The 17,334-nt window shown below is 43.8% G+C and carries 13 protein-coding genes; 11 read left to right on the top strand and 2 right to left on the bottom strand.

Translation table 11 applies throughout. The features are described 5' to 3' along the window. Positions 1–57: 57 nt before the first annotated feature. From K339_RS35490 to K339_RS35475, 11 genes are all read left to right on the top strand, one after another. Entirely contained in the window at positions 58–1,377 is a 1,320-nt protein-coding gene (locus K339_RS35490; protein ID WP_037302368.1) for a DUF3472 domain-containing protein, read from the top strand. Positions 1,378–1,425: 48 nt separating this feature from the next. After that, entirely contained in the window at positions 1,426–2,757 is a 1,332-nt protein-coding gene (locus tag K339_RS0130890) for a M20/M25/M40 family metallo-hydrolase (protein WP_028527041.1), read from the top strand. Between the two features lie 53 nt (positions 2,758–2,810). Then, positions 2,811–3,359 carry a DUF2911 domain-containing protein gene (locus K339_RS0130885; protein ID WP_028527040.1) on the top strand — a complete coding sequence of 183 codons (549 nt, stop codon included), beginning with the start codon at positions 2,811–2,813 and terminating at the stop codon, positions 3,357–3,359. Between the two features lie 464 nt (positions 3,360–3,823). Next, on the top strand, positions 3,824–4,318 hold the full coding sequence (locus tag K339_RS36435) for a gamma-glutamylcyclotransferase family protein (RefSeq protein WP_157607830.1): 495 nt from the start codon (positions 3,824–3,826) through the stop codon (positions 4,316–4,318). Positions 4,319–4,331: 13 nt separating this feature from the next. Continuing rightward, the gene (locus K339_RS36430) at positions 4,332–4,769 is read left to right on the top strand and encodes a DUF3276 family protein (RefSeq protein WP_051398387.1); all 438 of its coding nucleotides are present in this window, start codon (positions 4,332–4,334) and stop codon (positions 4,767–4,769) included. Positions 4,770–5,022: 253 nt separating this feature from the next. After that, positions 5,023–6,201, top strand: coding sequence for an AAA family ATPase (locus tag K339_RS36545; protein WP_028527037.1), 1,179 nt, complete (start codon positions 5,023–5,025; stop codon positions 6,199–6,201). Next, on the top strand, positions 6,179–6,781 hold the full coding sequence (locus K339_RS0130860; protein ID WP_028527036.1) for a hypothetical protein: 603 nt from the start codon (positions 6,179–6,181) through the stop codon (positions 6,779–6,781). The genes K339_RS36545 and K339_RS0130860 overlap by 23 nt, the downstream gene beginning before the upstream one ends. Positions 6,782–7,170: 389 nt before the next feature. Continuing rightward, the gene (locus K339_RS0130855) at positions 7,171–7,932 is read left to right on the top strand and encodes a hypothetical protein (RefSeq protein WP_028527035.1); all 762 of its coding nucleotides are present in this window, start codon (positions 7,171–7,173) and stop codon (positions 7,930–7,932) included. Between the two features lie 469 nt (positions 7,933–8,401). After that, positions 8,402–9,100 (top strand): helix-turn-helix transcriptional regulator, encoded by a 699-nt coding sequence (locus K339_RS0130850; RefSeq protein WP_028527034.1) that lies wholly within the window; start codon positions 8,402–8,404, stop codon positions 9,098–9,100. A 69-nt stretch (positions 9,101–9,169) separates the two neighbouring features. Continuing rightward, complete coding sequence (locus K339_RS0130845; protein ID WP_028527033.1) at positions 9,170–9,592, top strand: DUF1761 domain-containing protein; 423 nt, start codon at positions 9,170–9,172, stop codon at positions 9,590–9,592. Then, on the top strand, positions 9,589–9,843 hold the full coding sequence (locus K339_RS35475; protein ID WP_037302385.1) for a YdeI/OmpD-associated family protein: 255 nt from the start codon (positions 9,589–9,591) through the stop codon (positions 9,841–9,843). The genes K339_RS0130845 and K339_RS35475 overlap by 4 nt, the downstream gene beginning before the upstream one ends. Positions 9,844–10,221: 378 nt before the next feature. On the opposite strand, the gene K339_RS0130835 is transcribed toward K339_RS35475, so the two are convergent. Next, entirely contained in the window at positions 10,222–11,247 is a 1,026-nt protein-coding gene (locus tag K339_RS0130835) for a T9SS type B sorting domain-containing protein (protein WP_028527032.1), read from the bottom strand. Between the two features lie 66 nt (positions 11,248–11,313). After that, positions 11,314–17,334, bottom strand: a 6,021-nt coding sequence (locus K339_RS36420) for a hypothetical protein (RefSeq protein WP_051398386.1), incomplete at its 5' end; no start/stop codon positions are given.

The raw sequence follows: 17,334 nt of genomic DNA, 5'->3' as shown, positions 1-17,334 counted from the left end.
CGTTTTTTCCCGTAGTTTTGTTCCAACAACCGAAACCACTATCTTTTCCTCATTTCTATGCGTCAATTTTGCCGTTTTAATTTGCTCGTTTGGGCTATTTTTAGCTGCTTATCGGCTTGCACTGCCACCTCTCAAGTTCCTGCTCCGTTTCACGAAACCCTTTCTCAAGTCGTGCCCGTGGGGGGCAATGCGTGGTTGCTGAATTCGACCGATAAAAATGAAAAAATCACCAACGATGGGCTGGTTCAATGGAGCCAACCCGCCACCGTTTGCCGCACCTACATTCGGGTAAGTCAGGCGGGAAAACTCAAGCTCTCGACTACCCTCAAAGGCGGGACGGGTGAAAGCGAGGTTCAGTTTACAGTTTCGGGAAAACCTTTTCAGGTAAAAATCGCCCCTACTACGACGCAAGAATACGCCATTGGCGAATGGGAAATTCCGCAGGCGGGCTACATCGCTATCGACGCCCAAGGCATCCGCCGAAGTGGCAGTACTTTTGGTGATTTACAGCAACTTACCCTCAGCGGGAAGGCCCTTGGAGGCGACAATGTTTTTGTCAAAAACAATACCGATAATTACTTTTATTGGGGTCGTCGAGGCCCGTCGGTACACCTGCGCTATACGCTTCCTGCCAACCAAAACATCGAGTGGTTTTACAGCGAACTGACCGTTCCTGAGAAAGAAGACGTGATCGGGTCGTATTACATGGCCAACGGCTTTGGTGAAGGGTATTTTGGGATGCAGGTCAATTCCCCGACGGAGCGTAGGGTGCTGTTTTCGGTTTGGAGTCCGTTTTCTACCGACAACCCTAACGCCATTCCCGACGACCAGAAAATTGTGATGCTCAAAAAAGGAGCAGATGTTTATACGGGTGAGTTTGGCAACGAAGGCTCGGGTGGCCAAAGCTACCTCAAGTACGCATGGAAGGCAGGTAACACATACCGTTTTTTGTTGCAAGGCAAACCTACCACCGACAATTACACCATTTACACGGCCTATTTCTTTGCCCCCGAAGAAAATCAATGGCGGTTGATTGCCAGTTTTAAGCGTCCCAAAACCAACACCTACCTCAAGTCACTTTACTCGTTTTTGGAAAATTTCACCCCTGATACGGGCAACCAATCCCGCATGGCTTTGTACGGAAATCAATGGGTGTGGACGTCTCAGAATCAATGGATAGAGCTGACTGAAGCCAAGTTTACGGGCGACGCCACGGCCCGCAAAAACTACCGAAAAGACTACGCGGGCGGGCTTTCTAAAGGGGCATTTTTTCTGAAAAATTGTGGTTTTTTCAACGATTTTGTCCCACTCGACGGCACATTTCAAAGAAATGCCGCAAAGTCGCCACCCGCCATCAACTTTTCGTCGTTACCATAGGTTATTTCTCAAAACCTACAAGTATGAGAAAAACCACTACTTTACTTTATTGGAACCCTCTTAGTTTCGTCTTTTGCCCGTGCGCAACAGGTCGTTCTTCGCGACCCGCAAATTTCGTCGCTCGTCACAGAAGTTTCGCCCGACAGCCTCCGAAGTCACGTTGACAAATTGGTCAGTTTTGGCACACGGCACACCCTCAGCACCGTTACCGACCCCAAAAGGGGCATTGGCGCGGCTCGTCGATGGGTATTGAGCAAATTTAACGAATACGCCAAGCAGTCGGGCGGGCGCATGACAGCCCTCATTGACACTTGGACGTTGGAACCCGACGGCAGACGTGTGGACAAAGCCTATGAAATTGGAAACGTGATGGCGACCCTCAAAGGCACCGACCCCAACGACGACCGCATCTTTATGGTCAGTGGGCACATCGACAGCCGCGTGACCGACGTCAACAACCGCGAAGCCGACGCACCAGGTGCGAACGATGACGGCAGCGGAACGGCAGCGGTGATTGAGCTGGCACGGGTGATGAGCAAAGCATCTTTCCCTGCCACCATTATTTTTGTGGTGGTCAGCGGCGAAGAACAAGGTCTGTATGGTGCCAATCATTTGGCCGAAAAAGCCGCCAACGAAAAATGGAACTTGGAAGCCCTCCTCAACAACGACATTATGGGCTCTAACCACAGCCCCGACACGCGCTTGATTGACAACACCAAACTACGGGTTTTTAGCGAAGGATTACCTGCGTTTGACACCGACAAGCGCGCCAACGGCATTCGTCAATACGGCACCGAAAACGATGGAAAATCGCGGACGCTGGCTCGTTACGTGAAAGAAATAGGGGAACGTTATGTGGACAACCTCGAAATCAAGCTCATTTACCGCAACGACCGCTACCTCCGTGGTGGCGACCACACGCCGTTTGTCAATCGCGATTTTGCCGCCGTACGCTTGACGGAAATGAACGAAAATTTCAACAACCAACACCAAGACCTCCGCACCGAGAAAGGCGTAGAATATGGCGATTATGCCAAGCACATGGACTTTGAGTACTTGCGCAAGAACACTGCGGTCAACCTTGCTACGCTGTCCAACTTGGCCAAAGCGCCGTCGATGCCCCAAAACGTCACGCTTGAAGCCCGTAACCTTACCAACAGCACTTCGTTGTTTTGGCAAGCGCCTAAAGCTGGCAAGGTCAAAGGCTACTACGTGCTGATGCGCGAAACGCACTGGCCTTTTTGGCAAAAGAAGTTCTTTACCGATAAAAACGGCCTCACGTTGCCCTATTCTAAAGACAACTATTTCTTTGCCGTACAGGCAGTTGGCGAAGATGGGCACGAAAGCCTACCCGTTTTACCACGTCCGAGTATGAGATAGTGGGTGGGTGTTGGTTACCCAACGCACCAATAACCAATAACCAATTCACAATTATGAAAAATAGCTTTCTTATTCTAGCCCTCGTGCTTTTGTCAGTCCTTGGAGCGGCGGCTCAGGGGTTTCGTAATGTCGATAGAAGTCCGATGGATGCGGCTTACTTCCCCGACAACTTTGCCCACGACCGTAAAGGTGACGAAAAAGCCCTCGTCCGTATTCTGTACAGTCGTCCCGCCAAAAACGGTCGTGAGGTTTTTGGTAAACTAATCCCTTACGGCAAAGTGTGGCGTACGGGTGCCAACGAAAATACCGAGATTAAGTTTTACCAAGATGCGACGATTCAAGGTAAAAAAATCAAAGCAGGGACGTATGCGCTTTTTACCATTCCGAATGAAAATGAATGGGTTATTATTTTAAACAAAGACCTCGACTACTGGGGTGCATTTCAATACAAAGAAGCCAACGATGTAGCACGTTTTACGGTGAGTCCGAAGAAATCAGACACGGTCATCGAAAATTTCTCTATTCAGTTTCCCAAAGGAACAGAGGCTACCCTCCGCATGGGCTGGGATACGACAATCGTGGAATTATCGATTCAATTCTAAACTTACTCCACTCTGTAGCGTCGGAAACGCAAAGCCATTTTCGCCCCGACTGGATGTCGGGGCGAGCTTTCGATGGTGCGAGCTTCCCCGCTCGTACCCTTATTTACAGGCTTCTAGCCTTGCTATCACCAAACTAGGCTCAAAGCCTTAGCAAGAGCTACTCGGTTCATAGTGACATCAAAACGACCCTGCGCTATACCCACGCGAGCGGACTCTCGACAATATTAAGAGTCTGTTTGATACCTTAAATTTAAAAAAGGAGGAATAATTGAGCTTCTGGGAAACATTTTTTATATTTGATTTACCACTTTAGGTGTATTAACAATGCAAAAAGTACGACAGAAAAAGCACAATTGTACCTTAGAAAAAACCAACAACAATACACAAAATACAACACTAGAAGTACAATGTATTCTTGAAAATATCATAATAAATACAAGAAGTACTGCAAAACTTTCGTATATTTGGGAGTTACGATGCCATTTTGGGACGACAGCACGAACATCAACCAACTGACTAAAATTAAAGAGATGAAATACTTTGCATACGGTTCTAATATGGACAAGGACAGAATGACGAAAAGAGGGATTAACTTTTCTTCACGACAATTTGCAAAACTTGCTGACTACAAACTTTTGTTTAACAAAAAAGCAAGTAAAGGAGATTACACTTATTCAAATATCGTTAATTCGGACAACGATTTTGTAGAAGGTGCTCTTTATGAATTTCCCGATAACGAAATTTCAAATCTTGACAAGGTAGAAGGTTATCCCAAGCATTACGACAAAATTCAAGTTACAATAACTGACAAAGACAACAACTCAATTATTGCCAAAAGTGACAAAATTGTAACGGGATTGCACCCGACAAAAGAATATCTCAATCATTTGCTCGCAGGAAAAGATATTTTATCAAATGAATATTTTACATATTTAAGCAAAACACAAACCTGCGATTAACTAACTTTGACAAATGCAGGACAAGGAAATTTATAGCAACAAAATCACCAAAGGTTCACGAACTTACTTTTTTGACATCAAGAAAAGTGAAAAGGGCGACTTGTATCTGAAAATTTCTGAAAGCAAAAAAACTCAAAGTGGTTACGAACATCATAGACTAGTGGTTTTTGACGAAGACTTGAAAGACTTTGTTGAAGCATTAAAAAAGTCACTGACAAAATTCAAGGAACTTAAAGAACCCAAAGACGGTAAAACATATTCGGTAGATAAAATCAGAGAAACACATCAACAGGCATATTTGCCTTGGACAATAGAAGACGACAATAAACTTGAACTGTTATTTTGTGAAGGTAAAAAAGCGAAAGAACTTGCGGAAATATTTGGGCGAAATGTAGGAGTAATTAACTCACGAATAAAGAAACTTAAATTCAAAGACAAATACGGAAAATGACCCCACTATTTCCCCACGACAAAGAAGGAAAACGGCAGCTAGCAGCGGTTTGGCTATATTTTTTGTTCGGGGGCGACAGTGCTTCATTCAATATTAGTGCGATAATGAAGGGCAGTGCTTCTATTGAACTTTTGTGCTTTAAATCCCCTCACAAAAAACATCGCCAAGCCGCGAACCGTTAGTCGTCATACTAAAAAGACAGCGACAAACTCAAACCAACCTGACTAATTAATTATTTTTGCCAAAATAAGAAATGAAAGAATCAATACATATAAAGAACTTAGGCCCAATAAAAGACATTTTTATTGAAGATATTAAACCATTAACTGTTTTAATAGGCGAATCAGGGAGTGGAAAAAGTACATTAATGAAAGCTATCGCTTTGTTTAGATGGCTTTACAAAATGCACAATATTCGTTCATACCTTAAGAGAAGCAGAGTCTCGAAAAGCCCATTTAGATTTAGAATGGATACCTATTTTAAAAATTGTGGATTTGATGAGTATTTAAAAAATAATCCTGAAATTATTTATGCAATCGAATTTTCTAACAACAGAAAATATACACTTCATTTTGCAAAAAATAAACTTACAGGAACAGGAGACAAAGACTTAGTTCAAATTCAAGATTTGTATTATAACAAACTTAGCTTCATTTCGGAAACAAGAAATATTATTCCACTTTGGGCAGAGAGAGGTGCTTCACTTACAGGTGGCTATTTAGGATTTTATTTCCACGAGGTTTATAATGACTTTGACTTAGCTTCTGAGAACATTAAAGACCTTGATATTAATTACTTAAATCTGAAGTTATCAGTTAAAAAAGTTCAGTCAAATAAAAAATACTTCATTCAAGCTCCAAACAAACAATATGAGCTTACACTTAAAAATAGTTCTTCTGGAACTCAAAATGCAATTCCAGTAACATTAATAGCTGAACACTTTTCAAAACACTTTGACTTTGAGGAAGCCTTCAATAGGTCTTTACTTAACTTTCTTTCCAAGACAGATAATTTAACAGACTTCAAACCCGTTAAAAATCTTGGAGAAATCAAAAAGAAATTATTTATTCACATTGAAGAACCCGAACTAAGTTTATTCCCAGAAGCTCAATGCGAGTTAATAAGTGATTTAATTTCCAAATGTTTTGTGTCAAATTCTAATTCAATAGATTTAATTTTTTCAACTCACAGCCCATATATAATAAATCACTTAAATCTATTAATCAAAGCTTCCGATTGCAATCAATTTGTTGACGGAGCAAAAATTGAATTTGAGAAGGTTGCAGTTTACCAAGTTGATGATGGAAAAATTGAAGATTTGATAGTTAAGAATCAAAGAATTATCAATACCAATTCACTATCAGATACGATTAATAACATTTACGACAAATACAATCAATTAGACAAAGATGGAAGACTTATTGAGAAATAATTACACAGCTCACTATGATCTTCCTGTTTGTACTGAACCAAATTTGGTGATTCAAACTAATGAGACATATTTTGAGGTTGAAGACACTGTTACAAGAGAAACTGCTCTTCACACGATAAATGGAGATGGAATGGCACGATTCTCTAATCCAAATGCATCAGCAATTACGATTGCAAATTATGACAAGTTTGTAACGAGTTTACCCAATGATTTTCAACGAGGCAAAGGGAGATGCGATATAATTGTTTGCGATGACGGAAGAAACTTGATTTTGGGCGAAATAAAAGACAGTCCAAATATTAAGCAACATAGAAAAAAGGCGAAAAAACAGCTTTATGAATCATTAACCACTCTTATGGCTGTTCCACAGTTTTTAGCCCTAACAAATAATAAGACTATAAAAAGGTGCTGTTACTTTAACAAGCAAACAAGTTCACCAGCTATTCTTACAGCTACTACTGCATTTAATAGACTTTCATTAATTTTTCAGGACGGTTTTCAAATGAACTATCCAGCAATTGAAGGACAAAATTTTGAGTTTTGGGAATATTTAGGTAGACAAACATTGACACTGAGGTAGAAGAAGTACGAATGCCCAACACGGGTTTTGCGTCAGGCGGGTGGACGTGCAAATTTGGAGCTTTTTACTTCTAATTAAGTTCATTGCTGGTAGACAGTCTTGTGCTCCGAAACCCGCCCGAACGCAAAGCCTGAAAACGTTAGCGGTAATCATAAAAACGCTCATATAAACAAAACTAAATATCGGCAGCACTTTCAGACTGGCGATGTTTCAGTTGTTCAATCTTTAAATCAAAATACTTTTATCAGAATTTTCAAGGAACATGAGCTGCATAGCATCACATATTTCTAATTCGAGAGTAGCATCAGCAAAAGAGCCTATCTTGGTATTTTTTTAAGAAAAAAAATTCATTTTCCAGCATAAAAAAAGCCTTTTTTAAGAACGCAAGTATGAACCATAGTTTATTAGAAATTGAAAATAGGTTAGAAAATCAGTTAAATTCTGTAAAAGACTTGTCAAATTTTGACAGGAAAATTACAGATATATGTACAAATCACTTGGAACAACTTAATAGTAGGCTTAGAGGTGCCCCCTTCAACACTACCAATCAAATATATTTATGCGAAAATACCAGTAAGGTTATTAAAAATATCCGTGAAAATGATTCGCTAAGGCACCACTACAATAAAATGCACAATCAATGTATTGTACTGGCAGTATCTTTTTTTACATCAGCCATATCTGACATATTTCGATATTCTGTTCAAAAATCATCTGAAATAGGGACTTTACCCGCTTCAAATGAGGACATAAAACTATCAATCAAAGAACTGCGAGATTTATCTTTTAATCTTACAAACCATATTGCTGACATTATTTTAAAGAAAAAAGACATATCATTTCAAGATATGCAAAGTACAGTTAGAACATTTGAAAATTATCTAAGCATAAAAATACCTAAAAATGAGCCATGCAATGACATAATACTTGCCCAAGCGTCAAGACATTCAATAGTTCATAATCATTCGATTGCAGACGAGAAATTTATGGCTCAAATAAAAAGTGCTACACCACGAAGTATCAAACAAAATTTCAAAGTAAACGAACCATTCCATTATACAGCATCTGAAATTGAATTTATAACTTATGCAATGTTGGTTTTCGTACAAGATTTGAGAACACAGATTCAAGACAATTTAAGAATACAATAACAACATGAATAGTGGCAGACAAGCGAAAAAAACGACTACCGCTAATAACTAAGCATTCGTGGTGGCCGTAGGCCAAGCGATAAAATTCCGAAAGCCTTCAGGATTGAACGAAACTCGGGCGGGCGGCCAGCCTAGCGGTGAGTGCTCACCAAACCTTTTTCTTTTGTTATGAAGTTATCGTAGTTGCTTATCCGCCATTTTTATGAGTTTTTATAGGCGTGTTCCGTCTAAGTTCATCACACTTGTTTTTTGTCGTGCTAAATTTTAAGGTTAAATTGGCCTTAAAATTAACCATTCTGGCAAAATATAGCTACCGAAGGTTTTGTTCAATACAGGTTTGGCAAAAGTGATGGTTCAGTGTTCAGCAGACACTTTTGTGGTGAAAATCGCTACCTTCGCAAAGCCGAGAATCGTTATATACCATTTTAGGACACCCTATAACTAAGCAAAATTTTCTGACATTTGAAGGATGAATGATAACGATACAAAAAGACTCTCCAGACTTGTAGCAATCTTAACACAATTACAAACAAGGCGACTTGTAACATCTACTAAACTTGCAGAAAAATTTGGCGTTAGCACAAGGACAATTTACAGAGATTTAAAAGCATTGGAACAATCAGGCGTGCCTATTTTGACAGAAGATGGCAAAGGCTATACGTTGATGGAAGGCTACAAAATTCCACCCATTATGTTTAGCGAAAACCAAGCTAATGCTTTAATTCTTGCAGAACAATTAGTATTAAAAAACAGAGACAGCTCCTTAATTAATGATTATGCCGAAGCCATAGACAAAATAAAGGCCGTTTTAAGACAAAGTGAAAAAGACAAAGCCAATCTGCTCTCGTTGAGAACCAAATTTTCAAAGCTTGAAAATTATGAAATCAACAGTAATATTTTATCTTCTTTGCAAAACGCAATTACCAATTTTTATCTTGTAAAATTGGACTATATCAATGCCGAAAATAAGTTGAGCGAAAGAATGGTTGAGCCTTTTGCCCTCTTAAGCATACAGGAAGGTTGGTTGATGGTTGCTTATTGTCGTCTGAGAAAAGAATTTAGATATTTTAGGTTGGACAGAATTCAAAAATTACTAATTCAACAAGAGAAATTTACACCGCATACAATGACACTTCAAGAATTTTTTGAAAAATATCACGACCAGTAAATACCCTTGACATACTGTTGTCAAGGGGTCATTTTAATTTTGTGGCATTATTAATTAAAACAAAAAGTGATGCTACAAAAAATTTCTAAAATCAGTTGGTTAGGTGTATTCCTCTCTTTGGTATTTTATTCTTTTCTCGGTTGGCTATGGTTCACGGTATTATTTCCAAATCAATATGCCAGCACATTAGACAAACTAGGTTTAATGCCTGCCAATCCAGACCCAATTTATTTTTATGGGCCACCTTTAACAATTTTACCAACAATTATTACAACTGCTTTATTGATGGTAGTGCTAAATATCAATACAAAGAAAGCAGTTATTGAATTTGCCATAATAATAGGTTTGGGATTTTTGGTCGCCAATACATTTGACATTGCTATTAATCCCAATATTCCACACCCGATGGGATATGGATTATTAGTTGGTGGATTTCAATTGGTTGGTATGTTAGGGTCTTGCTTAATTTTGCATGCAACACGTAAAAAATGAGTAAGCAACAAGTGGAATATTTCTATCCTGAAACCAAGCAGCATTGGCGAATGTGGTCAGAGAAAAATCACATTCGAAAAGATGCTGTTTGGCTTATTTATCACAAAAATAATACAGGCAAACCAACTTTAAATTGGAGCGATGCGGTTGATGAAGCCCTCTGTTTTGGATGGATTGATAGTAAAGCAGAAACCATAGACAAAAATTCTTTCAGACAATACTTTTGCAAGCGTAAGCCGTCCAGCACGTGAGTGCTCACCAAACCATTTTATTTTGTTATGAAGTTATCGTCGAGCGGGCAACTACGAAGAGGAGGCTGTCTCAAAAGTTTTTGTCACCAAATTATCTTCGGCACCTATTCAACCTCACCCCCTAAGTCCCCCTCTCCTTTCAGTAGAGGGGGACTTTTTAAGCCCTTCTCCAGAAAGGAGAAGGGTTGGGATGAGGTTAAAACCAAAGAATATTTTGTGACCTATTACTTTTGAGACAGCCTCTTTTTATGGCTCATAATCAAACATTCTTCCCCTTAGGCATTTTGTGACGCCAGCCATAACGGCGTCGGAGACGCTACGCCATTTTCGCCCCGACTGGATGTCGGGGCGAGCGGGCGAGCGGCAAAAATTAAAAGATTATCTTACAATCGTAAACGCCTTGCGGTACAGCTGCCCATCGGCCAGCTTAATGATATAAAAGTACGTTCCGTCTGGCACGTCTTTGCCTGTATCGGTACTTTTTGCTTCCCAATCGTTGCGGTAATCAGCGCTGCTGTACACGATTCCTCCATAACGGTTATACACCTCTAGCGATAGCTTAATCCCTCGTTTGTTGGTAATGACAAACTTGTCGTTGATACCATCCGAATTGGGTGAAAAACCTTCAGGAATTGCCAAGTCTGATTCATCGGTTGGAACTACTACACGGTCAGGGACGTTGGCGGTGGGGTCGGTCGTCTGGGGAGTATTGGGCGAGGTCGTGTTCCCCGTTCCCGTTGTACCATTCGACGGATTGGTGCCGCTATTCCCTGCGGTATTGTTGTTATTACTGGGCGGCGTTGTCGTCGAAATCGAAGGGCAAGCCTCCGATAAAGCCGCCAGTGACGCGTTTGAAAACTGCCCTGAATACACTTCTTTTAAATCGTAACCACTGGCCGTTGGCAACACCTGCGACAACCCCGACTTAGGGAATGTCTGCGGCGTGTACCAGGTCAATTGTGAAGTAGAAGCAGTTGTCGTATTTACGATGTCAAACTGAATGGTCGAAATCGTCGTCCAATCTGTGGTCAGGCGTTGGGGGCTTTTTCCCGTACCTGTGTAAAACAAGTTCAGTGACACCAAACCTTTGCTTTGACCTTCGGTAGAGCCGTTAAGGTTTTGGAGACCATATTCTTGGCCATTTTCGGCTTCACTGCTAAACCGATATTGAGATTTCAACAGCGGGTTTTTAAGCACACGATTGTCGTAGCTAAAACGAAAGTTGGCATCTCCCATGTTAAAGTTATCCGTCATTGAGACAGCACGTACATCGACGTCCACCTGCGCGATTTTGGCATTACAGTCGATTTTGCGGATTCTAAGGCGGGCATTGAACATTGCTTGGGCATTTGCCTCACTCCACAGCCCAACGAAGAGTAAGAAAAATAAGGGTATTTTTTTCATGATTCTAGTCGTTTTCGGATAAACAGTACGTTCGCCCCACCGAAGTGGGACGAACGTGTCTGTTGATTAGTGAGGTGTACGAGAGTAACGTCCGTTGTTTTTCTTCCAAAGCACACTATCAGAGAAGTTCACATCGGCATCCATGTTGAAGTCTCCTTTTTTGTACTGGTCGAAAATACCACTTTCGAGTTTCCACTTGTTCGAATCGTTGAAGTTGATGTCAAAGTTTTCGAAGAAGTCGTCTTTGTTGCCATCGGCTCCGTACATCAACCACTTGTTGGTAGTTGCGTCCTTGATTTGGCCAAACGATGGAGGATCAGTCGTCACGTAGCTCTCTTGTTGTGTGAAGTCAAACGTGATTTTACCCGCCACAATTGGCACTTTCGTTGGCGTCATTACTCCAAGGTGGTTACGGTGCTCAACGACTACAAACAAGGCCGAAGCAGTCGTAGTAATTGAGTAGCAAGGATCGACAAAGGTGATTGTACCGTCATCGTGCAACAAACCTGCCCCTCTCCATACGTTGCTAACGCTCGTCGAATCGGTTCGCAACGACACCAACACCCAGTCAACAACCGTACTTGGGTACGTGAATCCGCTGGCGTTGCCTTCGGCTCCTGTATAGTTCCAAGGTACTCCGTTGTATGGCTGACCTTTAGGCGTTGCCACCGCAAAGTCTCCGATTGGCGTTTGGCCTGGAAGCAATCCACGCTGGTTGAGGGTCGTTGTCATTTTACCTGTACTCGCGTCAAACGGTCCTTCAAGAAGCACTTTCAACTGCATTGTTACGCAAGCTGCCGATACTTCTTCGCGGTCAATCAAGTCAGGGATACCGTCTCCGTCGCTGTCAGGTAAGGTATATTTACCATCTGGCCCGAGTGTACCCTGCTCAAGTGCATCCGATTTGCCGTCGTTATCGTCGTCGGTATCAACGTTGTTTGGCAAACCGTCGTTATCGCTGTCATAAGGTTTTGGATCAATGACATCCCAAATTCCATCTCCATCAATCTCAGGATCAAGCGCGTTTGGTATTCCATCGTTGTCGGTATCTAACGGTAACTTATCCTGCGAATCAATAATACCATCGTTGTCATCGTCGGTATCCGTTACATCTGGCGTACCATCACCGTCGGTATCAAGTGCATCCACCAAGTCTGGCAAGCCATCGCCGTCGCTGTCTGGTAACGTGTATTTACCGTCTGGCCCTAACGTGCCTTGTTCATTGGTATCGAGGATATTATCGCCATCATCGTCGGTATCGGTATTGTTTGGCGTACTGTCGTTGTCAGTATCCAATGCTCTACCAGGTTGTTCTACCGTGTCGAGGATGCCATCACCGTCGTCGTCTGGGTCAACATTGTTGTTCAGCCCATCGTTGTCAGTATCCAATGGTTTTGGATCTTGCGTATCCAAAATACCATCGTTGTCATCGTCGGTATCGGTACTATTTGGCAATCCGTCGCCATCCGTATCGTCACCTGCGTTGTTGGTTGGGTCAACCAAGTCTGGCAAACCGTCGCCGTCACTGTCTGGTAACGTGTATTTACCATCTGGTCCTAACGTGCCTCTTTCGGTCGTATCTGGTGTACCGTCGTTGTCATCGTCAGGGTCAACGTTGTTTGGCAAACCATCATTGTCAGTATCCAATGGTTTTGAATCGGCACTGTCAATGATACCATCCCCATCGTCGTCAGGATCAACGTTGTTTGGTAAGCCGTCATTATCGGTATCCACAGGGTACTTATCTTCTGCATCCGTGATACCATCGTTGTCATCGTCGGTATCTGTTGCATCTGGTGTACCATCACCATCGGTATCCAACGGATCCACCAAGTCTGGCAAGCCATCGCCGTCGCTGTCAGGTAAGGTATATTTACCATCTGCACCTAACACCCCTTGTTCGGTAGTATCGGCGATACCATCATTGTCATCATCGGTATCTACGTTATTTGGTTGTCCATCGTTGTCAGTATCCAATGCTCGGCCTGCTTGTTCAGCGATGTCTGCAATACCGTCGCCATCATCATCCGAATCAATGTTGTTGTTAAGACCATCATTGTCCGTATCCAATGGTTTTGGATCTTGCGTATCCAAGATACCATCGTTGTCGTCGTCGGTATCGGTTGTATTTGGCGTACCATCGCCGTCGGTATCATCACCTGCATTGTTGCTTGGGTCAGCCAAATCTGGCAAGCCATCCCCGTCGCTATCTGGCAAGGTATATCGGCCATCTGGGCCTAACGTTCCTTGTTCGGTAGTATCTGGAATACCATCGCCATCGTCATCGGTGTCGAAGTTGTTTGGTGAACCGTCGTTGTCGGTATCCAACGGCTGATTATCCAATGTATCTGGCAAACCATCGCCATCATCATCAGGATCCGTCGCATTTGGATTACCGTCGTTGTCGGTATCGACTGGGAACTTATCCTGAGCGTCCGTAATACCATCGTTGTCGTCGTCGGTATCGAAGTTATCAGGAATACCATCACCATCGGTATCAATTGGGTCTGCCAAATCTGGCAAGCCGTCGTTGTCGCTGTCTGGTAACGTGTATTTACCGTCTGGACCCAGCACACCCTGTTCGGTCGAATCGGCGATGCCATCATTGTCATCATCGGTATCTACGTTATTCGGCTGGCCATCGTTGTCAGTATCAAGTACCTGGCTTGGTTGTTCTAACGCATCAGGAATACCATCACCATCGTCATCTGGATCAAGGGCATTTGGCATACCATCATTATCGGTATCCAACGGTTCTTTGTCGTTCACGTCCGCAATGCCGTCATTATCGTCGTCATTATCGGTCACGTCAGGAATCAAGTCACCATCAGTATCCGTTTGCGCTCCCGAAGCTGGTGCTGGGTCGGCCAAATCTGGCAAGCCATCGCCATCGCTATCTGGCAAGGTGTATTTTCCATCTGGGCCTAATGTACCTTGTTCGGTGGTATCAGGAATGCCATCGCCATCGTCGTCAGTATCCGCATTGTTTGGCACACCGTCGTTATCGGTATCCAACGGTTGTGGATCTTGAGCGTCCAGCTTACCATCACCATCGTCGTCTGGATCAGTTGCGTTTGGCTGACCGTCGTTGTCGGTGTCTAACGGCAATTTATCCTGCGTATCCACGATACCATCATTATCATCGTCGGTATCAGTTACATCTGGAATACCATCACCATCGGTATCCAACGGATCTACCAAGTCAGGTAAACCGTCGCCATCGCTGTCAGGCAAGGTGTATTTTCCATCAAGGCCAATGACGCCCCATTCGTTGATATCGGCTAAACCATCGCCATCGTCGTCACCATCGGTTTCGTTTGGTGTACCATCGTTGTCAGTATCCAATACTTTACCTGATTGTTCAGCCGTATCTGGAATACCATCGCCGTCGTCGTCTGGATCCACATCATTGTTGAAGCCATCGTTATCGGTATCCAATGGTTTTGGATCACGGGTATCCACAATACCATCGTTGTCATCGTCTGGATCAACGTTGTTTGGCAAGCCATCGCCGTCAGTATCAAGCGCCGAGTTATTGGTTGGATCTACCAAATCTGGCAAGCCGTCGCCATCACTATCTGGCAATGTGTATTTACCATCTGGGCCAAGGACACCTTGTTCGGTCGAGTCAGGAACTCCATCATTGTCATCGTCCGTATCGGTGTTGTTTGGTGTACTATCATTATCAGTATCCAATGCTTTACCAGGTTGTTCGGCCGCATCAGCAATACCATCGCCGTCGTCATCTGGATCTACCGCGTTTGGCAAGCCATCATTGTCCGTATCAAGCGGCAATTTATCTTGCGTATCCACGATGCCATCGTTGTCGTCGTCGGTATCAGTCAAATCAGGCGTACCGTCTCCATCGGTATCGAGTGGGTCCACAAGGTTTGGTAAACCATCGCCATCGGTGTCAGGTAACGTGTATTTACCATCTGGCCCAAGGACACCTTGTTCAATCGTATCAGGAATACCGTCTGCATCGTCATCCGAATCGGTGTTGTTTGGTGTTCCATCATTATCGGTATCCAAACCTTTACCAATTTGTTCGGCCGTATCAAGAATGCCATCGCCGTCATCGTCTGGGTCCGCATTGTTGTTTATACCATCGTTGTCGGTATCAAGTGGTTTTGGATCTTGCGTATCCAAAATACCATCGTTATCGTCGTCGATATCGGTTGTGTTTGGTGTACCATCACCGTCGGTATCCTCACTTGCCGTGTTGGTTGGATCCACCAAGTCAGGTAAGCCATCAGCATCGCCATCTGGTAAGGTGTATTTACCATCTGGGCCTAATACTCCTTGTTCGGTGGTGTCAGGAATTCCATCATTGTCGTCGTCCGTATCGGTGTTATTTGGTGTACTGTCGTTATCAGTATCCAACCCTTTACCAGGCTGCTCGGCAGTATCAAGGATACCATCTCCGTCATCATCGGGGTCAAGGATATTTGGTGTACCATCATTGTCAGTATCCAACGGCAACTTATCTTGGGCATCTGCAATGCCATCGTTATCGTCGTCGGTGTCAGTCGTATCTGGCGTACCATCCCCGTCCGTATCCAACGCGTCAACTAAATCTGGCAAGCCGTCACCATCGCTGTCTGGCAAGGTATATTTACCATCAGGGCCTAGTGTGCCTTGTTCAGTCGAGTCAGGAATTCCGTCATTGTCGTCGTCCGTATCGGTTTCGTTAGGCGTATTGTCATTGTCGGTATCCAATGCTTTACCTGGTTGTTCAGCCGTATCGAGGATACCATCCCCATCATCGTCTGGATCAGTGGCATTTGGCGTGCCGTCATTATCGGTATCAATTGGCAACTTATCATTTACATCCAAAATACCGTCATTGTCGTCGTCGGTATCGGTCACATCAGGCGTACCATCTGCATCCGTATCGAGTGGGCCAAGTGGCTGACGATAATCTGGAGTGCCATTGGTATCGGTGTCTTTCAACGTTGCTTCGTTTTGGCTGCCTGCATTGCCACCTACGGTATTGTTCGTGTCTAAGCCTGCTGCATTCACCAACCCATCGCCGTCCGTATCCGTACCGTCCACTTTGCCATCTGAATTTGTATCAGGTAAGTTTTGACCACTTTCCACGATGTCTTTCAATCCATCGTTGTCAGAATCCAACTCACGGAAATCGTCAATGCCGTCGGCGTCGCTATCAGGATTATCAGCATCCGAAGTACCGCCTTTGACGGCGTCATTGGCATCCACCGCGTCGGCTATACCATCGCTGTCAGCATCGCCATAACCTGTATCAGTACTGCTAATCAAACCATCGTTGTTCGTATCAGCCACGCCGTTGCCGCTTTCGACTACGTCGCTAAGGCCATCGTTGTCCGAATCTAAATCCAAATAATCTGGGCCTTCCGTACCGTCGGTGTTCACTGCCGCTGGAATCGTACCGCCTTCCGTGCCACCTTCCGCTGCATTTGGAATACCGTTCAACCCTGGCGCTGATTCGCTCACACTCAGCACCCCGTCACCGTTGGCATCTGCCAACAAGGCTGGGCCGTTGCCGCTTTCTAGCAAATCACTAATGCCGTCGTTGTCAGAATCTAAATCTAAGTTATTGGGAATACCATCACCGTCGAAGTCAACTGTGCCTTCAGTGGCATCAGCAATACCGTCGTTGTCATCGTCCAAGTCAGTGGCGTCGGCGATGCCGTCTCCATCCGCATCAGGAATCAATGGCTGACGATAATCTGGGGTGCCATTCGTGTCGGTATCTTTCAACGTCGCCTCGTTCTGGCTGCCTGCATTGCCACCTACGGTATTGTTGGTGTCTAAGCCTGCTGCATTCACCAACCCGTCGCCGTCAGTATCCGTACCGTCCACTTTACCATCTGAATTCGTATCAGGTAAGTTTTGACCACTTTCCACGATGTCTTTCAATCCATCGTTGTCAGAATCCAACTCACGGAAATCATCGATACCGTCGGCGTCGCTGTCGGGATTATCAGCATCCGAAGTACCACCTTTGAGAGCGTCATTGGCATCCACACCATCGGCAATACCATCGCTGTCAGCATCGCCGTAACCTGTATCAGCACTGCTAATTACCCCATCGTTGTTGGTATC

The sequence above is a fragment of the Runella limosa DSM 17973 genome, assembly GCF_000482465.1.
GTDB lineage: Bacteria > Bacteroidota > Bacteroidia > Cytophagales > Spirosomataceae > Runella > Runella limosa.
This window is presented reverse-complemented; position numbering and strand designations above follow the sequence as displayed.